At 64.4% G+C, this 19,355-nt stretch carries 16 protein-coding genes; 2 read left to right on the top strand and 14 right to left on the bottom strand.

All coding sequences use genetic code 11. From position 1 onward, the window contains the following. Positions 1-53 precede the first annotated feature (53 nt). From C8J33_RS14570 to C8J33_RS14515, 11 genes are all read right to left on the bottom strand, one after another. Positions 54-1,706 (bottom strand): OFA family MFS transporter, encoded by a 1,653-nt coding sequence (locus C8J33_RS14570; RefSeq protein ID WP_132664727.1) that lies wholly within the window; start codon positions 1,704-1,706, stop codon positions 54-56. Positions 1,707-1,817: 111 nt separating this feature from the next. After that, positions 1,818-2,186, bottom strand: a complete 369-nt coding sequence (locus tag C8J33_RS14565) for a formate dehydrogenase subunit delta (RefSeq protein WP_132664726.1) — start codon at positions 2,184-2,186, stop codon at positions 1,818-1,820. Beyond that, positions 2,176-3,018, bottom strand: a complete 843-nt coding sequence (fdhD, locus tag C8J33_RS14560; protein WP_165929823.1) for a formate dehydrogenase accessory sulfurtransferase FdhD — start codon at positions 3,016-3,018, stop codon at positions 2,176-2,178. The genes C8J33_RS14565 and fdhD overlap by 11 nt, the downstream gene beginning before the upstream one ends. 58 nt (positions 3,019-3,076) lie before the next feature. Continuing rightward, positions 3,077-5,956, bottom strand: coding sequence for a formate dehydrogenase subunit alpha (gene fdhF, locus C8J33_RS14555; protein ID WP_132664724.1), 2,880 nt, complete (start codon positions 5,954-5,956; stop codon positions 3,077-3,079). A 225-nt stretch (positions 5,957-6,181) separates the two neighbouring features. Then, the gene (locus tag C8J33_RS14545) at positions 6,182-7,747 is read right to left on the bottom strand and encodes a formate dehydrogenase beta subunit (RefSeq protein WP_132664723.1); all 1,566 of its coding nucleotides are present in this window, start codon (positions 7,745-7,747) and stop codon (positions 6,182-6,184) included. Further along, the gene (locus tag C8J33_RS14540; protein ID WP_132664722.1) at positions 7,744-8,223 is read right to left on the bottom strand and encodes a formate dehydrogenase subunit gamma; all 480 of its coding nucleotides are present in this window, start codon (positions 8,221-8,223) and stop codon (positions 7,744-7,746) included. Before C8J33_RS14540 ends, C8J33_RS14545 begins: the two co-directional genes overlap by 4 nt. Before the next feature lie 159 nt (positions 8,224-8,382). Further along, entirely contained in the window at positions 8,383-9,276 is an 894-nt protein-coding gene (locus C8J33_RS14535) for a LysR family transcriptional regulator (RefSeq protein WP_110729930.1), read from the bottom strand. Between the two features lie 118 nt (positions 9,277-9,394). Beyond that, positions 9,395-10,162 carry a sugar transferase gene (locus tag C8J33_RS14530; protein WP_245507186.1) on the bottom strand — a complete coding sequence of 256 codons (768 nt, stop codon included), beginning with the start codon at positions 10,160-10,162 and terminating at the stop codon, positions 9,395-9,397. A gap of 276 nt (positions 10,163-10,438) precedes the next feature. Continuing rightward, positions 10,439-11,440 (bottom strand): DUF6030 family protein, encoded by a 1,002-nt coding sequence (locus tag C8J33_RS14525; protein ID WP_132664721.1) that lies wholly within the window; start codon positions 11,438-11,440, stop codon positions 10,439-10,441. A 132-nt stretch (positions 11,441-11,572) separates the two neighbouring features. Beyond that, positions 11,573-11,770 (bottom strand): hypothetical protein, encoded by a 198-nt coding sequence (locus C8J33_RS14520; protein WP_110729932.1) that lies wholly within the window; start codon positions 11,768-11,770, stop codon positions 11,573-11,575. Positions 11,771-11,950: 180 nt separating this feature from the next. Beyond that, entirely contained in the window at positions 11,951-12,820 is an 870-nt protein-coding gene (locus C8J33_RS14515; RefSeq protein WP_132664720.1) for a potassium channel family protein, read from the bottom strand. Positions 12,821-13,055: 235 nt separating this feature from the next. Here C8J33_RS14515 and mprF point away from each other — a divergent pair, with 235 nt between their 5' ends. Together mprF and C8J33_RS14505 are read left to right on the top strand one after the other, a co-directional pair. Further along, positions 13,056-15,692, top strand: a complete 2,637-nt coding sequence (gene mprF / locus C8J33_RS14510; protein ID WP_132664719.1) for a bifunctional lysylphosphatidylglycerol flippase/synthetase MprF — start codon at positions 13,056-13,058, stop codon at positions 15,690-15,692. Further along, entirely contained in the window at positions 15,689-17,059 is a 1,371-nt protein-coding gene (locus tag C8J33_RS14505) for a virulence factor family protein (RefSeq protein ID WP_132664718.1), read from the top strand. Before mprF ends, C8J33_RS14505 begins: the two co-directional genes overlap by 4 nt. 17 nt (positions 17,060-17,076) lie before the next feature. Here the strand turns inward: C8J33_RS14505 and C8J33_RS14500 are convergent, their stop codons facing one another. From C8J33_RS14500 to rocF, 3 genes are all read right to left on the bottom strand, one after another. Then, entirely contained in the window at positions 17,077-17,652 is a 576-nt protein-coding gene (locus C8J33_RS14500) for a dual specificity protein phosphatase family protein (RefSeq protein WP_132664717.1), read from the bottom strand. Positions 17,653-17,787: 135 nt separating this feature from the next. Next, positions 17,788-18,267: a chemotaxis protein CheW gene (locus C8J33_RS14495; RefSeq protein WP_062477976.1), complete on the bottom strand. Its 480-nt coding sequence runs from the start codon at positions 18,265-18,267 to the stop codon at positions 17,788-17,790. A 95-nt stretch (positions 18,268-18,362) separates the two neighbouring features. After that, positions 18,363-19,286, bottom strand: a complete 924-nt coding sequence (gene rocF / locus C8J33_RS14490) for an arginase (protein ID WP_132664716.1) — start codon at positions 19,284-19,286, stop codon at positions 18,363-18,365. Between the last annotated feature and the right edge of the window lie 69 nt (positions 19,287-19,355).

Below are 19,355 nucleotides of genomic sequence, written 5' to 3'. Positions count from 1 at the left end.
CATTTCGGATATGAAAGCCCTTCGCGCGAACCCTCGCGAAGGGCTTTTCGCGTTCAGCCGAAGAGCGCGAGGCTCGCCTTCACTGTGACCCAGACGCCCCAGGCGAGGGGCAAGCCGACGCAGGCCCAGGCGAGGAGCGCCTTGGCATCCAGCCCGCCCCGGCCGATACCGAAGGAGCCGGATGGTCCGGCATTGACGGCGGCGGTCTTGGCTTGAAGCGCTGCGACCTCCGCATCCTTCATGAACCACTTGTCGGCCAGCGGTCGCACGAAGGCATTGGCGACGAGGCCGAGCGCCAGCATTCCGGCGAGAATGTACATGGTGGTGTTGTAGACCTGATCGCGCGGCAGGCCGGCGGCGATCTGCGCCTCGCGGATGTAGTTGACCACGACCGGGCCGATGATGCCGGCCGTCGCCCAGGCCGTCAGCAGCCGGCCGTGGATGGCGCCGACGAACTGCGTGCCGAAGATATCGGCGAGGTAGGCCGGAATGGTGGCGAAGCCGCCGCCATACATCGACAGGATGATGCAGAGCATGCCGACGAAGAACAGCTTGCTCTGGATACCGGCCGCCCAGGGGGCAAGCGCGTAGAGCACGATGCCGATCAGGAAGAAGCAATAGTAGGTGTTCTTGCGCCCGATCCTGTCGGAGAGAGAGGCCCAGAAGAAGCGCCCGCCGATGTTGAAGAGCGAGAGGAGCCCTGTGAAGCCGGCGGCAATCGCCGCAACGCCTGCCAGTTGCTCTCTCGACATGTCGGTGAAGGCGACACTCGGTGCGCCGATCAGCGAGCCGGCGAAGATCTCCTGCAGCATGGGCGAGGCCATGCCGATGACGCCGATGCCGGCGGAGACGTTGAGGCAGAGGACAGCCCAGATCAGCCAGAACTGCTTCGTCTTGTGCGCATCGCGCAGATGCACATGCCGCGTCGTGATCATCGTGCTCTTGGCGGCAGGTGGGCTCCACCCTTCCGGACGCCAGCCGGCGGGCGGGATGCGGTAGCCGAAGGCGCCGGCGAGCATGAAGACGAGATAGCCGAGCGCCATGACGACGAAGGTCTGCCAGACACCGACCGAGGTATCGGAGCGGAAATGCGTCATCAAGATATTGGCGAGCGGTGCGCCGATCATGGCGCCGCCGCCAAAGCCCATGATCGCCATGCCTGTCGCCATGCCGCGCCGGTCGGGAAACCATTTGATGAGGGTCGAGACGGGCGAGATATAGCCGAGGCCAAGCCCGATACCGCCGATGACGCCGGCGCCGAGCCACATCAGCCAGAGCTGGTGCGTCGCGACGCCGAGGGCGGCGATCAGAATGCCGCCGCTCCAGCAGAAGGCCGAAACGGTGGCGGCCTTGCGCGGGCCGACCTTTTCCAGCCAGCCGCCCCAGATTGCGGCGGACGAGCCGAGGAGCACGAAGAACAGCGTGTAGATCCAGCCGAGATCGCTGACGCGCCAGTCGCAGGTGCTGGTGAAGAGGGCGGAGCCGAGCGTGAGATCGGCGCAGGCCGCGGGAGCGGAGATGCCGATCGCCTTCGACAAGGGCAGCCAGAAGACGCTGAAGCCATAGGCCATGCCGATGCAGAGATGGATGGCAAGCGCTGCCGGCGGCACGAGCCAGCGATTGAAGCCGGGCTTGGCGATGATGCGCTCCCGGTCGAGCAGGCCCGCTGACACGGGAATGCCGAGTGGTTCCGTCGTTGCCGACATGGTCGTCCTCCTCCTCTTTGCCCCTCCTCGGGCGGTTGGTCTGCGTCGTCACGCGCGTGCCGAAAGACCTGCAGCCTCCACACTGCAAAGATCCCAAAGCGCGTGCGTGGTCTATGTCGTCTCGGGCATGTTGGGCTCGGGCATGCTTGGCTCGGACAGGGATTCGCCGGCCGCGGTGCCCTTGCCGCCGGGGGCGCCGCGTGCGGCATCCGCGCCAAGCCCGATGGCGTCCTCTTTGGAATGCGGACGCTTGATCAGCGGTGCGGCGGCCAGAACCAATGGATCGAAGCCCGCGCCTCCCTTTTCGATCAGCGCGAAGAACGCGCCGCGCATGCGCGGCTCCCAGAACTTGTTGATATGGATGGCGATGCCGGCCGGACCGTCTTCGTGCGGTTGCGAGTGGAAGAACGTGGCGATCTGGTTGGCCATGCGCACGAGCTTTGCGTTCGTGCCATGCGGCGGGCCGTCCTCATGCGACATGGCTCGTCCTCTCCTCGGCGCAGACGATGCGGTCGGCGTGCGTGAAGACCTCGAACTCGTCGCCGCGCACCAGCGCCACCAGCGTCATGCCCGCCTTCTCGGCGGTGCGGATGGCCAGCGCCGTCGGGGCCGATATGGCGATGATGAAGGGACTGCCAAGAATGGCCGTCTTCTGAACCATCTCGACGGAAACCCGGCTCGTCACCACCACCGCACCTTCGGCGCCTTTGTAGCCTTGCCGGGCGGCGGCACCGGCCAGTTTGTCGAGCGCATTGTGCCGGCCGACGTCTTCGCGCACGGCGACCAGCCCTTCACTGGGCGTGTAGAAACCGGCGCCGTGGACGGCGTGGGTGTCGGCATGCAGCGGCTGCCGGGTGTTGAGCATGGCGACGGCCTGCGCGATCTCGGTCGGCGTCAGGCTGAGACTGGAGGCGGAGACCGATGGCGTTTCGCGCACGGCCTGCTCCAGCGATTCGATGCCGCAGAGACCGCAGCCGACGGGGCCTGCCATGTGCCGGCGCCGGGTGACCAGCGCTTCGTGCTGTGCGTCGCGCAGGGTGATCTGCAGATCGTAGCCTTCCGGCGTCTCCACGGCCTCGATGCTTTCGATATCGGCGGGATTGGAGACGATGCCTTCCGTCAGGCTGAAGCCGGTGGCGAAATCCTCGAAATCGGCGGGCGTCGCCATCATCACCGCATGGGTGGAGCCGCCATAGCTGAAGGCGACGGGCGTCTCCTCGGGAACGATGCGGGTGGCCGGGCGGATGCGACCGTTGCGGCGGGAAAGCTGCGGTACGGTGCGGGCGAGAGGCGTGGCGGTGGATTGGGTCATGAGCATCATCTAAGCGCGATCCCCGCTCTGTCCACCGCCCTGCCGTTCGCCGCGGGTCTCATTCCGCAGCCTCCAGCTTGGCGGCGATGCGGCGCGACTGGCGGGCCTGATCCTCATATTCGGTCTGCCATTCCGACGGGCCGTTCGAGGGCGAGATCTGCACGGCCGTGACCTTGTATTCCGGGCAGTTGGTCGCCCAGTCGGAAAAGTCCGTGGTGATGACGTTCGCCTGCGTCGTCGGGTGGTGGAAGGTGGTGTAGACGACGCCGGTCGCGACACGGTCGGTGATCAGCGCGCGCAGCGTCGTGTCGCCAGAGCGGCTCGCCAGCCGCACCCAGTCGCCATCGCGAATGCCGCGCAGTTCGGCATCGTGCGGGTGGATTTCCAGCCGGTCCTCCTCGTGCCAGACGACGTTTTCGGTGCGCCGCGTCTGCGCGCCGACATTGTACTGGCTGAGAATGCGGCCGGTGGTCAAAAGCAGCGGGAAGCGCGGGCCGGTCTTCTCGTCGGTCGCCACATATTCGGTGCGGATGAACTTGCCCTTGCCGCGCACGAAGCCGTCGACATGCATGATCGGCGAGCCCTCGGGCGCCTTTTCGTTGCAGGGCCACTGCACCGAGCCCTTTTCCTCCAGATAGGCGTAGGAAACCTTGGCGAAGCTCGGCGTGGTCGCGGCGATTTCGTCCATGATCTGAGACGGGTGCGTGTAATCCCATGTCAGGCCCATGGCGCGGGCGAGATTCTGCGTCACCTCCCAGTCGGCATAGCCGTTGCGCGGGGTCATCACCTTGCGGACGCGATTGATGCGACGCTCGGCATTGGTGAAGGTGCCGTCCTTTTCGAGGAAGGTCGAGCCCGGCAGGAAGACGTGGGCGTAGTTGGCGGTTTCGTTCAGGAACAGGTCCTGCACGACGACGCATTCCATGGCGGCAAGGCCGGCCGCGACGTGCTTGGTATCCGGATCGGACTGGAGAATATCCTCGCCCTGGATGTAGAGCCCCTTGAAGGAGCCATCGACGGCGGCATCCAGCATGTTGGGAATGCGCAGGCCCGGCTCGTCGGAGAGCGTCACGCCCCAGAGCTTTTCGAAGATGTCGCGGGTGGCGTCGTCTGACACATGGCGATAGCCGGGAAGCTCGTGCGGGAAAGAGCCCATGTCGCAGGAGCCCTGCACGTTGTTCTGCCCGCGCAGCGGGTTCACGCCGACGCCGGGGCGGCCGATATTGCCGGTTGCCATGGCCAGATTGGCGATCGCCATGACGGTGGTGGAGCCCTGGCTGTGCTCGGTCACGCCGAGGCCGTAATAGATCGAGCCATTGCCGCCGGTGGCAAACAGGCGTGCCGCGCCGCGCAACGCTTCTGGGGGCACGCCGGTCAGCGTTTCGGTCGCTTCCGGGCTATGCCGCTCTTCCGAGACGAACCCGGCCCAGTCCTCGAACTCCGACCAGTCGCAACGGGTGCGGATGAAGTCTTCGTCGCAGAGGCCTTCGGTGACGATGACATGGGCGAGCGCCGTGACGACGGCGACATTGGTGCCCGGCCGCAGCGGCAGGTGATAGGCGGCCTCCACATGCGGCGAGCGGACAAGATCGATGCGGCGGGGGTCGATGACGATCAGCTTCGCGCCCTGCCGGAGCCGCTTCTTCAGCCGCGAGCCGAAGACGGGATGACCGTCGGTGGGGTTCGCGCCGATGACGATCACGACATCGGTCTTTTCGACCGAATCGAAATTCTGCGTGCCGGCCGAGGTGCCGAAGGCCTGGCCGAGGCCGTAGCCGGTCGGCGAATGGCAGACGCGGGCGCAGGTATCGACATTGTTGTTGCCGAAGCCGGCGCGGATCAGCTTCTGGACGAGGTAGGTCTCCTCGTTGGTGCAGCGCGAGGAGGTGATGCCGCCGATCGATTCGCGGCCGTACTGGTACTGGATGCGGCGGAACTCGGCGGCCGTGTGGGCGAACGCCTCTTCCCAGCTGACCTCCCGCCAGGGGTCTGTCACCTTCTCGCGGATCATCGGGTTGAGGATGCGTTCCTTGTGCGTCGAGTAGCCATAGGCGAAGCGGCCCTTGACGCAGGAATGGCCACGATTGGCCTGTCCGTCCTTCCAGGGGACCATGCGCACCAGTTCCTCGCCCCGCATCTCCGCCTTGAACGAACAGCCGACGCCGCAATAGGCGCAGGTGGTGACGACCGAATGCTCCGGCTGGCCGATGGCGATCACCGACTTCTCGGTCAGCGTCGCCGTGGGACAGGCCTGGACGCAGGCGCCGCAGGAGACGCATTCCGAGGAGAGAAAGTCCTCGTGCTGGCCGGGCGAGACGCGGCTGTCGAAGCCTCGACCCTCGATCGTCAGCGCGAACGTGCCCTGCACCTCCTCGCAGGCCCGTACGCAGCGCGAGCAGACGATGCATTTGGACGGGTCGTAGGTGAAGTAGGGGTTGGATTCGTCCTTCGGCATCCAGCGGGCGTTGGTGCCATCGCCGTCGCGGGCCTTCACATGGTTGTCGCCCTCGTAGCCGTAGCGCACGTCGCGCAGGCCGACGGCACCTGCCATGTCCTGCAACTCGCAATCGCCATTGGCCGCGCAGGTCAGGCAATCGAGCGGATGATCGGAGATATAGAGCTCCATCACGCCCTTGCGGATGTCCTTCAGCCGCGCCGTCTGTGTGTGGACCACTAGGCCCGGCGCTACTGGCGTGGTGCAAGATGCCGGCGTGCCGTTGCGCCCGTCGATCTCGATCAGACAGAGCCGGCAGGAGCCGAAGGCATCGACCATGTCGGTCGCACACAGCTTGGGTACCTGAATGCCGGCCTCCATGGAGGCGCGCATGATGGAGGTTCCCTCGGGCACGGTGATCTCGCGGCCGTCGATGGTGAGCGTGATCATCTTTTCAGCATGAGAGGCGGGGGTGCCAAAATCGGTTTCAGGAACGAGAAGCATGGGGGTCTCCTGAAAGGTGCGGGTGCGGTTTGATGGTGCTGTTGCGTTGCCCCTCATCCGGCTGCCGCCACCTTCTCCCCGTTTTGACGGGGAGAAGGGACGTGTGGTGAAGTGTTGCCCTGTTCGAAAACGATGAGCATGGCACGTCCCCTCTCCCCGCATGCGGGGAGAGGGTTAGGGTGAGGGGCCGCCGAGACGTCGTAACCTTGCTGATAAGCCGGCCCGTCATTCCGCAGCCTCCACAACCGGTGCCGCAACGAAATCGTCCGGGAAATGCGTGACCGCGCTCATGACCGGATAGGGCGTGAAGCCGCCCAGCGCGCAGAGGGAGCCGAACTTCATGGTGTTGCAAAGGTCGGTCAGCAGCGCGAGGTGCTTTTCCGGCTCGATGCCGCGGCCGATGCGGTCGACGACCTCCACGCCGCGGGTGGAGCCGATGCGGCAGGGGGTGCATTTGCCGCAGCTTTCCACGGCACAGAATTCCATGGCGAAACGGGCCTGCTTCAGCATGTCGGCCGTGTCGTCGAAGACGGTGATGCCTGCGTGGCCGATGAGGCCGCCCGCGGCCGCGAAGGCCTCGTAGTCGAAGGGCGTGTCGAACAAAGCGCGCGGGAAATAAGCGCCGAGCGGGCCACCCACCTGCACCGCCTTGACCGGCCGTCCTGTGGCGGTGCCGCCGGCCACGGTATCGACGATCTCGCCGAGGGTGAGGCCGAAGGCGACTTCGTAGAGGCCGGTATGCCGGGCGTTGCCCGCGATCTGGATCGGGATCGTGCCGCGGGAGCGGCCCATGCCGAAGTCGCGATAGTGTTCGGGGCCTTTGTCGAGGATGACCGGCACCGAGGCGAGCGAGATGACGTTGTTGATGACGGTCGGCTGGCCGAACAGGCCTTTGTGCGCCGGCAGCGGCGGCTTGGCGCGCACAACGCCGCGCTTGCCTTCGAGCGAATTCAGGAGCGCGGTTTCCTCGCCGCAGACATAGGCGCCGGCGCCTGTGCGGATCTCGATGTCGAAGCTGCTACCCTGCCCGAGAACAGAGGTGCCGAGCATGCCGGCGCGCCGGGCGATACCGACGGCTCTCGTCATCGTGTCGATGGCATGGGGATATTCCGAGCGGATGTAGACGAAGCCCTTGGTGGCACCCGTCGCGAGCCCCGCGATCGCCATGCCCTCGATGACGACGAAGGGGTCGCCTTCCATGATCATCCGGTCGGCAAAGGTGCCGCTGTCGCCTTCGTCGGCGTTGCAGACGATGTATTTCCGCGCGTCCGGACATTCGAGAACGGTCTTCCATTTGATGCCGGTCGGGAAGCCCGCGCCGCCGCGGCCGCGCAGGCCGGAGAGGGTGACGGCTTCGACGATCGCCGCAGGGGTCATCGCGACCGCTTTGGTGAGACCGGCAAGCCCACCATGGGCGCGGTAGTCGTCGAGCGAGAGGGGATCGATGACGCCGCAGCGCGCGAAGGTGAGGCGTGTCTGGTTCTTGAGGAATGGGATTTCCTCGGTCGGTCCGAGGAAAAGTGGATGGTTGACGGCTTCAGATGTCTCGATGAGCAAGCCGGAATCGAGCAGGGAAGCGATGTCGCCGGGTGTGACAGGGCCATAGGCTATGCGGCCTACTGACGTTTCGACCTCCACCAGCGGCTCCAGCCAGTGCAGACCGCGCGAGCCGGTACGGATGACGGTGATGTCGAGCCCGCGAACTGCGGCTTCCTGCGCGAGGCGGGCTGCAACGCGGTCGGCACCGACGGCAAGGGCTGCGGCATCACGAGGGATGAAGATGCGGGTCATGCGCCCACCTCTGCCAGAAGCGTGTCGAGCCCGTGTGCATCCAGCCGTCCGTGCACCGCGCCGTCCAGCATGGCGGCGGGTGCGGTGGAACAGAGCCCGAGACAGAAGACAGGCTCCAGCGTCACCTCGCCGTCCGCGGACGTCTGGTGGAAATCGATGCCGAGGCGCCTTTTCGCCCGGTCACACAGACGGTCGCCGCCCATGGCCTGGCACGCTTCGGCGCGACAGAGTTTGAGCACATGCCGGCCGGCAGGATGGCTGCGGTAGTCGTGATAGAAGGTAACGACGCCGTGAACTTCGGCGCGCGAGAGGTTGAGCCCCAAGGCGACCATCGGAACGGCTTCGTTCGGGATATGCCCGAATGCAGCCTGCACCGCATGCAGGATTGGCAGCAGCGGGCCTTCCAGATGTTTCAGATCGGAAACGATCTCGGCGACGCTCGTTGCGAGGTCGCTGCTGACAAGGTGTCGATCCACCGGGTTCCTCCGTACAGGTCTGTGACGCGCCGGTGTTTTGCCGGCCTCCTCCAAGCGGATTCATGTCAGAAACACAAAACCTGGCGTCGGACGGTAAAGGTCTCAGAGATGAACCATGCGAGCAATATGGAAGAACCGTGGAGCGATAGAGGATTTCTATCAAACGCCCTGCTGTTCTGCGAGCTTGCGGGCCTCGTGCAGGAGGGCCGAGACCAGCGGCGTATAGGGTTCGCGGTGGGTCGCCACAAGACCGACGAGGTGGCCGGCATCCGGCTCTTCGATCGGGATCACATGGATGTCATCGTGAAAGCCGAAGGATTTCGCGACGTTGTAAGGCATGATGCTCGCCCACTGGCCGGTGCGGATGTGGGAGAACAGCACGATCATCGAGTTGGATTCGAGCGTCGGGCGGGCCTGGACGCCTGCCGCGCTGAAGTGCTGGTTGATGATGCGGCGGTTTTGCATGTCGTTGGTCAATAGACAAAGCCGAATGCTGCTGGCTTCCGCCCAGGTTACCGATGCCCGGTCGGACAGCGGCGTGCCGGAGGCCGTGACGAGATGGTAGCGCTCCACCGACAGGGGCACGCTGGTCACACGTCCCACCGGCTCGTTGTCGAGATAGGTGAGGCCCGCGTCGATTTCGAGATTTTCCAGAAGACCCAGCATTTTCGAGGACGTGGTCGACAGGACGGAGAAGGTGACGTCGGGATGTTTTTCCTGGAAGGGCGCGGTCAGCCGCGGCACCATCGCGAGCGTGGTCGGAACGGCTGCGAGACGGATATGGCCGACGAGACCCTTCTTAGCCGCCCGCATCTCCTGTCGCATCGTGCGGGCATCGCCGACGATGCGGCGGGCCCATTCCAGCACGCGCTGGCCTTCCGGTGTCAGCCCCTGGAACCGGGAGCCGCGATTGACGAGCATGACGCCGAGGTTGTCTTCAAGCTGGCGGATGGCGGCGGACAGGGTGGGCTGAGTAATGCCGCATTGCTCGGCGGCGCGGCCGAAGTGCCGCTCCTGTGCGAGAGCTATGAAGAATTCGAGCTTGTCGATCATGCAAGCGGGATCATGCGCTTTCCCGGCCATCTGGGCAACTGATGGCCGGGTCGGCAGAGCAACTGACGGCCCGGTATCCAGTCCCCAGCCGTCCGGTCCGATGGGCAGGGCTCCGAGATCAGGAGCCCGTGCCGCCCCGGAGTTCGTTGATGATGGTGCGGACGAGGATGCGGATGTCGAGAAGGATGGAGAAGGTCCTGATGTATTCGACGTCGCTCAGAATGCGGCGAATGGCCGTGTCGCTATCCGTCGTCGGGCCGCGAAGGCCGCGGGACTGGGCAAGACCCGTCAATCCCGGACGAACCAGATGGCGGTTCTCATAGCCACGCACGAGGTCTGCATAGTTCATGCCACCGGCGACCATGTCGGGCACATGCGGGCGGGGTCCGACGAGCGACATATGCCCGACGACGACGTTCCAGAGCTGCGGGATCTCGTCGAGGCTGGTCTTGCGCAGGAACCGGCCCATGCGGGTCACGCGGGGGTCGCCATCGACCGTCAGCCTCACGCCGGCATGATCGCATTGCTCGACATACATCGAGCGGAATTTCAGGATCTCGAAAGGCACTTCGTTCCGGCCCGTGCGCAGCTGGCGGAAGAAGACGGGGCCCTTGCTCTCCAGGCGGATCATGATGGCGATCAGCAGAAGGATCGGGGCGAGAACGATCAGTCCGGCAAAAGCCCCCCCGACGTCCATCGTCCGCTTGAGGGCGAACTGGACCGGTGCATGAGGACGTGTGCGAGCGACAAGTGTCGGGACATTGTCGTTTGCCAGCACGGTATCGGCCAGCAGGGCTTCCAGCATGGGCGAACGCGTGCCGGCATTCTGTCCAGCGACGTCTGCCTCCGGACGGCCTATCATCTGTAGTATGGGATGGATGCTCATCGGCTATTTCCCCGCAACTAAAGCAATGTCGTCGATGTGACGTGATGAATGGGTAAGAAGCACACGGCCTGGATGAAACGACACAAATTTGTGCCGTATTGATACACCAATGTGCCCTTTAAACTCGGCGTCCTAGAAGTATTCGGCCGATCAATATTTGCATTTAACGATTTATTAAAGACGCGGGTTTTTGGCAACCAGGCATCTCAAAAGCCTTGTCTATTGGTTAATCCTAAAATTCTAATGTTATGCGCTGTGCCTGTCCCGCGTGTGCGGTCACTTGCCGGGAAATGGCGGGAGTTTGAAGCTGTGGAGCGCGCTTTTCGGCATCCAGAGCGAAAGACCGGCATCGCTCAGCGGCAACCAGGCAAAGGGATCGAAGAACGCGTCGCTGATCTTGCGACGGGGCTTGTCGCTCTGGCGGGCGAGGAAGTTGTATCGCGGCAGATCGCCCATTTCCCGCCTGAACAGGATGTGGCTGCCGAAGTCGTCCCTGTCGAACTCCTGCAACGCGGCGATCTGGCGGAGCATGTCGCCATCGTCCTGCCAGTGCACCTGTGCCAGGAAGGACTCCACCGCACGGCTGCCGGCCGCGATCACAGCCGCGCGGTCCGCCTCGATCTCGATATTGAATTTCACGCGGAAGGAGAGCACGCGACCCTTGAGATCGCCCTTCAGCAGCACGAAGACGGAGGACTGCTGTGGTGGCGGGGGCTCGTCCGGCGGGGCCTCGACCAGGGGCTCGTTGTCCGGATCGACGTCTTCGCCTGTCCGCAGTTCAAGGGTTTCGATCGGTGGAGCCGTGGCAGGTGTTGCGCCCGCCTTCACGCCTTTTCCGATCGACAGGAAGGACGAGCATTCGGACCCGCGCCCGTCCACCGCGCCGGCCGTCCAGGTGATCTCGGGGAAGCCATTCGTGCGCAGCGCGTCGCAAAGCCTGCGAGGATCCATGCGGATAGCCCGAACGAACGTGGTCGGGATTCCATCCAGATTGGCGCGGGCATAGCGGGGAACCTGAATGGTGGGTGCCGGCAGGCGGATACCCTTGACGATGCGCACGGCCGGTATGGCGAGACCGGGGGCGGGCTGCAGGGTCGTTGCGTCAGAGGGGAAGAGTTGCTCCAGCCTTACGGGCGGATAGCCGAAATGTACCAGGAACAGATTGAGGTTGCGCAGGTCGTTTGCCCCCAGAACCGTACCGACGATCGCCGTGAAGACGACAAGAACGGCAATGGCAAAGAATACGCGTCCCGAACGGCCTTTCTCCACTCTCGTCATGCCGGGTCATCGTCTCCGTCTGATCGTCGCTCGCCTGCCCTATGAGCCTGTCTCGACAGGGAGTCCAGTATGGCGATGGCGCGAAGCGTCGGATTCGAACCTCGGCGCCGGACGCGCAACCCGACAGCTCCGTTAGCGGGCGTGCCGGTCGCGATAGGCTAGAATGGTGACGTGCAGGACCATCAGCGGCCAGATCATACAATAGAGCAGGCCCGCGACCCGCAGGATGTCCCAGCCTTTGACCTGCGCCATCTCGCCTTCGCGAAACGTCGTCTCAAGAAAGAACAGCGCCACGAGCGTGTAGAGTGCCAGCAGGATCGTTTCCGTCATGAGTGTTTCCGCATATCGAAATGTAACAGGAGCCGGCATGCTTGCCTAGGACAAGTGTGTGCCAGATCGGCACAATGCGCCCGGGCGTCGCAAAGGTCTGCGACGCCCGGAAACATCCGGCCTCTATCAAGCCTGCCGATGCTTGTGCGGGTCTGGAGAGTGCTGGTCTTTTCGAGGCGATCAGAGGCCTTCGTCGGGAATATTCAGGATATGGCCGCAGGCCTTGCAGTGGACGGCGTCGGCATCGTGCCGGTTCAGGCCGCATTGCGGGCAGGAGAAGCGCACTTTGTTCGGCCGGACGATGGCCTGCGCCAGCCGCACGAACAGCGAAATGCCGAAGATCATCGTGACGATGGAGGTCAGCTTGCCGAGCGTGCCGGGCAAAGTGATGTCGCCGAAGCCTGTGGTGGTGATGGTCGCCACCGTGAAGTAGAGGGCATCGACGAAGCCGGTAATGCCGGATTCCGTTGCGAAGAACGCCGTGTAGACGAAGCCCGTGACGAGGAAGAGGAACGTCACGAAATTGATGCAGGCGCCGATGACCTCCTGATATTCGCGGCAACCGGCCCGGTGAACGAGAATGCCGAAGACGCGGCTCTGGCTGAAGGACCAGATGCGCAGGGCCCGGAGAAAGGCGAAGTTCGAGAACGTCTCGGGAAAAAGCAGCGTGGCGAGAATGACGATATCGACCAGCGTCATCGGCCGGACGAGAAAGCGCCATGCCTTGTTGGCGATCAGCGCCCGTGCCGTCAGCTCGAAGGCGATGAGTGCTGCGATCGCATAGTCGATGGCCAGATAGATGCCGTGGCGCGTGAGATAGGGGCCGGCCAGAAAGAACAGGATGACGGCGAGATCGACGATGCCGATCGTCACCTGAAAGCCGACGGCCTGACCATCCGTGCCATAGTAGAGCCGCCTTAGCGTGGCGCGCAGGCCCTGCGATTGGTCCGTCTCCTTTGCACCCTGGAGCCCGGCCGCGCCCGCAACGTCCTGAAGGCCATCTGTCTTCTCGGCCTTGCCGTCTGTGCCGTCGCTCGTGCTGTTCGTCATTCTGCCCGCCTGAACTGCGTCGAGAGATAGCCGGGTCCGGCTCCTCTTCAAGAGAGCTCGTATCCGCGTCTGCCCTCGTATTGCCGGAATTGCTGATGAAAGCCAGAGACGACCTTGACTTCGGCCTCTCCTCGCGCAGTTTGCAATCGGCCGAACGTTACAGGAAGTTCACTGTCAAGCAGCCCGGCTCGGCGATATAGAGCCTTTCCGGCATTCACCAGACGCATGTGGTTCCATGACCCTTCCCGATACGACGCCTTCGACCCCTGCTTCTGCCGACGCACCTGCGACAGGTGTGGAGCCTGACGTACCCCGCGACATCCTTGCCCGCTTCGGCGGCATCAGCCGGTTTGCGGCCGGCGGCGCCATTCTGCTCGTCGCGGCCATCGTCGTCATCGCCATCGTGCACCTGACGTCGGAAGTCCGCTACGAGGACGTGATGGGCGCGCTCGATAGCACAAGCTGGACAGCGATCGCGCTGGCGCTGGTGTTCACGGGCCTGAGCTTCTTCGCCCTGACGTTCTACGACGTCAGCGCGCTCTCCTACGTCAAGCATCGCCTGCCGTATAACGATGTCGCACTGACGGCCTTTGCGGCCTATGCGGTCGGCAATACCGCGGGTTTCGGGCCGTTGAGCGGCGGGGCGATCCGCTATCGCGCCTATTCGCGGCTCGGCCTGAAGCCGGAGGAGATCGGCGGGGTCATCGCCTTCGTTACGCTCGCCTTTGGCCTCGGCCTTGCCGCCGTTGGCTCGCTCAGCCTTCTCGCCATCGCGCCGGAAGTCGCGCCGCTCACCTGGCTGTCGGCCTCCGGCCTGCGGATCGTCGCCATCCTGGTGCTGACGGCCATCGTCGCGCTGATGGTGGCAGGCCGCGACGGGCAGCCGCTCGTCTTCAGCCGCATCTCTGTGCGCCTGCCGGATTCGCGGACGGCATCGCGCCAGTTCCTCGTCACCGTTCTCGATCTCGCGGCCTCCGCCTCGGTGCTCTACGTGCTCCTGCCGGAAGGGACGATAGGCTGGCCGGCGTTTCTGGCCATCTATTCGGTGGCGGTGGGTCTGGGCGTGCTCAGCCATGTTCCGGCGGGCCTCGGCGTGTTCGAGACAGTCATCGTCGCGGCTCTCGGGCAGACGGCGAGCGTCGATACGGTTCTCGGCGCGCTGGTTCTCTATCGCCTGATCTATCATGTCGTGCCGCTGATCCTTGCCGTGCTGTTCGTCGTCATCGCCGAGGTGCGCACGCTTGCGCGCAAGCCGGTCGGCTCCAGCCTGCGGCGGGTCGCCGGGCGGCTGACGCCGCTGCTGCTTTCGGCGCTCGCGCTTGTGCTCGCGGCCATGCTGGTCTTCTCGAGCGTGACCCCGACGCCGGATGAAAACCTTGCCTTCCTGTCGGATTACGTGCCGCTGCCGGTCATCGAGGGCGCGCATTTTCTTGCCAGCGTGCTCGGGCTTGCTCTGTTGATCGCGGCACGCAGCCTTGCGCGGCGGCTCGACGGGGCGTGGTGGGCAGCACTCGGGCTGGCGCTCGCAGCCCTTCTCCTCTCGCTGGTCAAGGCGGTCGCCCTGTTCGAGGCGGGGCTGCTCGCCTTCTTCATCATCAGCCTGCTCATCAGCCGCCGCGTGTTCACGCGGCCGGCGACCATGACCAGCACCGCGCTGACGGTGCCGTGGCTGACGGCCATGGGTGCGCTCTGCCTGTTTGCCGTGGCCGTGCTCCTGTTCGTCTATCGTGACGTCGAATATTCCAACCGGCTCTGGTGGGAGTTCGAGCTGTCGGCCGAAGCGCCGCGTGGCCTGCGCGCCGTGCTCGGTCTCGTGCTCTTTTCCGGCGCCGTCGCCTTCTGGAGCCTGATGCGGCCGGCGCGCGGGACGATCGAAACGCCGTCTCCCGACGATCTCGACAGGGCGATGGCGATCATCGCGCAGCAGGGCATGTCCGACGCCAACCTCGTGCTGATGGGCGACAAGTGCCTGATGTTCTCTCCCGATAACAGGGCCTTCATCATGTATGGCCGGCAGGCGCGCTCCTGGATCGCGCTGTTCGATCCGGTGGGGCCGCGCGACGCCTGGGCCGACCTGATCTGGCAGTTCGTTGAAAGCGCCCGGGCCGTCGGGTGCCGTCCGGTCTTCTATCAGGTCTCGCCGGCCGGCCTGTCTTACTATGCGGATGCCGGCCTGCGCGCCTTTCGCTTGGGCGAAATCGCCACGATGGACCTCACGAATTTCACCCTGAAGGGTGGAAAATGGGCGACGCTGCGCCAGACGGTGAGCCGCGGGCAGCGCGACGGGCTGGAGTTCGAACTGATCGACGCTGCCGATGTGCCCGCGATACTCGACGATCTCCAGGCGGTCTCGGATACATGGCTTGCGCATCACGAAGCCAAGGAGAAGGGCTTTTCGCTCGGCGCCTTTTCCCGCGACTATCTCAGCCGCCAGCCGGTCGCGGTTCTGAAAGTCGAGGGTAAGATCGTCGCCTTTGCCAACATTCTCGTCACCGATACGCTCGAGGAGGGCTCCGTGGACCTGATGCGGTTTTCGCCGGAGGCCCCCAAGGGCTCGATGGATTTCCTGTTCGTCTCGGTCATGGAACATCTGCGTGATCGCGGCTTCAAGCGTTTCAACCTCGGCATGGCGCCGCTCGCCGGTCTTTCGGAGCGACGGTCCTCGCCGGTCTGGGACAAGGTCGGGCGGACCGTTTTCGAGCACGGCGAGCGCTTCTACAACTTTAAGGGCCTCAAGGCCTTCAAGACGAAGTTCCATCCCCGATGGGAGCCTCGTTATATGGCAGCCGGTGGGGGGATCAGTCCGGTCCTCGCGCTGATGGACGCCACGTTCCTGATCGGTGGCGGCGTGAAAGGGCTCGTGAAGAAATGAGACTGTTGAAGACGTTGACGGTTCTGAGCCTGCTGGCGACCGTGCCTTGCGCTGCCTTTGCCCAAGATGCATCCGGCTTCGACACCGGCATGATCCCCGCACCGCGCATCCTGAAGCCCTCGGGCGAGGTGAAGGCCGCCGTGGTGCTGCTCTCGGATGCGGCCGGTTGGGGCGCCAGGGAAGACGACGTGGCATCGCGGATGACGGGCGAGGGCGCGCTGGTGATCGGGATCGACCTGCCGTCCTACCTTGCTTCGCTTGCCAAGGACGATGGCGACTGCGTCTATACGGTTTCCGATATCGAGGCACTCAGCCAGCAGGTCCAGCGTTCCCTCGACAATTCCGATTATAACCTGCCGATCGTCGCCGGTGTCGGCGCGGGCGGTGCCATGGCGCTGGCGATCGCGGCACAGACGCCGGCGGCGACCATCGGCCATACACTCGCCGCCGATCCGGACGCCGGTATCGCGCTGACCCGCGAGCTTTGCACGCCCGCCGACAAGCGCACCGTGGGCGACCGGATGGAATACGGACTGACCGATGGGCCGCTGCCCGATCCGGTGACGGTTCTCCTCGGCCCGGCGGCGCCCGCCGATGGCAAGACTCATGTCGAAACGCTGAAGGCCAAGCATGACGACATCGACGTTCAGAACAGCGATGGCGACATCTGGCAGGATTTTTCCGACGCGCTGTCCGGTCTGGTGGAAAACGGCGGCGGTGACGACAACCCGCTCGGCCTGCCGCTGACCGTGCTCGACGCCAAGCCGACGCGCGATACGATGGCCGTCGTGATCTCGGGCGATGGCGGCTGGCGCGATATCGACAAGGAGGTCGGCGATGTCCTGCAGCAACAGGGCATGCCGGTCGTGGGTATCGATTCGCTGCGCTATTTCTGGGCCGAGCGCGCGCCGCAGGAGGTCGCGAACGATCTGTCGCGCATCATCGGGCTCTATACCAAGCGCTGGAACGTCAAGCGCGTGCTGCTGATCGGCTATTCCTTCGGTGCCGACGTGCTGCCGCGGACCTACAACCTCCTGCCGGCGGCCGACCGCGCACGCGTCTCGCAGATCTCGCTTCTCGCCGTGTCGCATCAGGTGGACTACAAGATTTCCGTTCTCGGCTGGCTCGGAGCCGCCGCGTCCGATGGCAACGGCGATCCGGCCGACGACCTGAAGACCATCGATCCCGCTCTCGTCCAGTGCGTCTACGGCACCGACGAGGAGGACGATGTCTGCCCGACGCTGAAGAGCACCGGGGTCGAGGTGATCCCGATCGAGGGCGGCCATCATTTCGACGAGGACTACCCGGCCTTGGTCAAGCGCATTCTCGACGGCTACGACAAGCGTCTGGGCAAATCTGCGCCATAATCTCTCGGTGGGCCGGCCTATCCCGGCATGCCAAGCGCTGCCTCGAGGCTCTCCCAGCTTTCGTCCATGGCGAAAGCGGAGGAGAGGAACGGGATGGCGATGTGGCCGAAGGCGATGGACAGTTGCCGCTCGGCTGTCTGCTCGTCCCTGCCGGCGATCTGGCTAGAATAGATGACGCTGGCCAGGCCGGTGCGGTCGGCACCCGACTTGCAGTGGATCAGAATGGGCTTTGGGGCGTCGCGCAGGATCGCGATCAGCTTCCGGCTCTTCTCCGTCGTCAAAGCGCGGGAGGCGGACATGGGGAAATCGATATGCACGAGGCCTTCGCGCGCGGCCGCTTCGACCTCGTCGCGGTACCAGGCGCCGTCGCTCCGGCCCCGCAGGTTGATGACGGTGCGGATGCCGTAGCGGCTCTTATAGTCGGAGAGATCCGCGCCCGAAGGCTGGGCCGAGCGGTAGAGCTGGCCGGGAACGACTTCATGGAAATTGTCGGTGAGCAGCAGGCTGCCGAAATGCACGCCCGCCATCAGCGTGGCGGGCAGAAAGGCGGTCCATAGCAGGGCTGCCAGCGATGATTTCTTACGTGTCCACATACGCCAGGGTCTCCGGATCGGGTGGGCGCGAGGGTGTCTCGCGCCGCCGTCCGGTTTTTCCCAGAGGCGTGTAACAGCTTTATTTAATATTCCTGTCGGATGACCGTCAGGCTGCCATTTCCTCCCCCGGCAGCGTCAGGCTGCCATTTCCTCGACGTCGCGTTCCTTGAACATGCGGGCGAGGTTGAGGAAGCAGATCATGCCGTTTTCGTTGGCGATGATGCCTTCGGCATAGGCCTTGTCGAAGGACGTGGTGACTTCCGGAACCGGCTGGACCTGGCTGCCCTGGACGGTCAGGATGTCGGAGACGCGATCAACGACCAGGCCGACAACCATGGAATGCACTTCGGCAACCACGATGGCGCTGCGCTCGTTGGCGACGGTCGATTTCATGCCGAGCTTGTGGGCCAGATCGATGATCGGGATGACCGTGCCGCGCAGGTTCATCACGCCGATGACTTCCGGCGGAGAATGCGGGATCGGCGTCGAGGGTGCCCAGCCGCGGATTTCACGGATCGTGGTCGTCTTGACGCAGAATTCCTGGTCATGAAGCCGGAATGCAATGATTTCCAGCGTTTCGCCGCCAAAACCGGCCATTGTCAGTGCGTTGCTCATGTCTCTTGTCCCCGCATTCGAAATCACGACGGATTTTCAGACTGCAGGATACAGCATCAATGGTTAAAAGAGCTTTTCATGTTCACGAGACTGTTTCAGCCGCTGCGGGTCGGTCGATCGAGAATGCGGCGGCCGAAGAGGCTGGCGGCGAGCTCCACCATAACGCGGGCGCTCTTGCCCCGGTCGTCGAGGAAGGGATTGAGTTCCACGAGATCGAGCGAGGACACGCGGCCGCTGTCGCAGAGCATTTCCATGACCAGATGCGCCTCGCGGAAGGTCGCACCGCCGGGAACGGTGGTGCCGACGCCGGGCGCGATATCGGGCTCGAGAAAATCGACGTCGAGGCTGACATGCAGCAGTCCGTCCTCGCGCTCCACGGCCTGCAGGATCTCCTTGACGATGGCGGCGACGCCCATCTCGTCGAGCGCGCGCATGTCGTAGACGTTGACGCCATGCCGGTTGATCTCCTGTCGCTCGGTCTCGTCGACGGAGCGGATGCCGACCTGGTAGACGCGCTTCGGATCGACGAGCGGCCGTCCGGGCGGCAGGATCTCCGCAAACTCGGCATGACCGCAGAAGAAGGCGACGGGCATGCCGTGCATATTGCCCGAGGGCGAGGTTTCCGGCGTGTTGAAATCGGCATGGGCATCGAGCCACAGCACGAAGAGCGGGCGCTTGCTCTCGGCGGCATAGCGGGCCATGCCCGAAACGCTGCCCATGGAGAGCGCGTGGTCGCCGCCCAGAATGACCGGCACGGCGCCCTTCGACGCGGTGTCGTAGGTCGCCGCCTCCAGTGCGCGGGTGTATCCGGCGACGATCGGCAGGTGCTTGGCGCCGGGATGGCGTCCAAGGTCCTCCACAGGATCGGGGCGAAGGTCTCCGTGGTCGGTGACGTCGAAGCCGAGATCGGCCATGACGCGGTCGATGCCGGCGATTCTCAGCGCCGTCGGGCCCATGCTACAGCCTCGTCGGCCGGAGCCTTCCTCCAGCGGTACGCCAATCAACCCAATCGAAACCATATGCGTCTTCCCTCAGCCAAACGTCTCGGCGCGGACTGTGCACCGGCAGCGATCTCGCCGGAAGATGCA

Source organism: Rhizobium sp. PP-CC-3G-465 (genome assembly GCF_004343445.1).
Lineage (GTDB): Bacteria > Pseudomonadota > Alphaproteobacteria > Rhizobiales > Rhizobiaceae > Ferranicluibacter > Ferranicluibacter rubi.
This window is presented reverse-complemented; position numbering and strand designations above follow the sequence as displayed.

Coding starts and splice junctions, on each gene's coding strand:
- C8J33_RS14520 (WP_110729932.1), bottom strand. CDS start 11,770: ATGACGGAAACGATCCTGCTGGCACTCTACACGCTCGTGGCGCTGTTC.
- rocF (WP_132664716.1), bottom strand. CDS start 19,286: ATGGTTTCGATTGGGTTGATTGGCGTACCGCTGGAGGAAGGCTCCGGC.
- C8J33_RS14495 (WP_062477976.1), bottom strand. CDS start 18,267: ATGAGCAACGCACTGACAATGGCCGGTTTTGGCGGCGAAACGCTGGAA.
- fdhF (WP_132664724.1), bottom strand. CDS start 5,956: ATGCTTCTCGTTCCTGAAACCGATTTTGGCACCCCCGCCTCTCATGCT.
- mprF (WP_132664719.1), top strand. CDS start 13,056: ATGACCCTTCCCGATACGACGCCTTCGACCCCTGCTTCTGCCGACGCA.
- fdhD (WP_165929823.1), bottom strand. CDS start 3,018: ATGACCCAATCCACCGCCACGCCTCTCGCCCGCACCGTACCGCAGCTT.
- C8J33_RS14545 (WP_132664723.1), bottom strand. CDS start 7,747: ATGACCCGCATCTTCATCCCTCGTGATGCCGCAGCCCTTGCCGTCGGT.
- C8J33_RS14535 (WP_110729930.1), bottom strand. CDS start 9,276: ATGATCGACAAGCTCGAATTCTTCATAGCTCTCGCACAGGAGCGGCAC.
- C8J33_RS14530 (WP_245507186.1), bottom strand. CDS start 10,162: ATGAGCATCCATCCCATACTACAGATGATAGGCCGTCCGGAGGCAGAC.
- C8J33_RS14525 (WP_132664721.1), bottom strand. CDS start 11,440: ATGACGAGAGTGGAGAAAGGCCGTTCGGGACGCGTATTCTTTGCCATT.
- C8J33_RS14570 (WP_132664727.1), bottom strand. CDS start 1,706: ATGTCGGCAACGACGGAACCACTCGGCATTCCCGTGTCAGCGGGCCTG.
- C8J33_RS14565 (WP_132664726.1), bottom strand. CDS start 2,186: ATGTCGCATGAGGACGGCCCGCCGCATGGCACGAACGCAAAGCTCGTG.
- C8J33_RS14515 (WP_132664720.1), bottom strand. CDS start 12,820: ATGACGAACAGCACGAGCGACGGCACAGACGGCAAGGCCGAGAAGACA.
- C8J33_RS14500 (WP_132664717.1), bottom strand. CDS start 17,652: ATGTGGACACGTAAGAAATCATCGCTGGCAGCCCTGCTATGGACCGCC.
- C8J33_RS14505 (WP_132664718.1), top strand. CDS start 15,689: ATGAGACTGTTGAAGACGTTGACGGTTCTGAGCCTGCTGGCGACCGTG.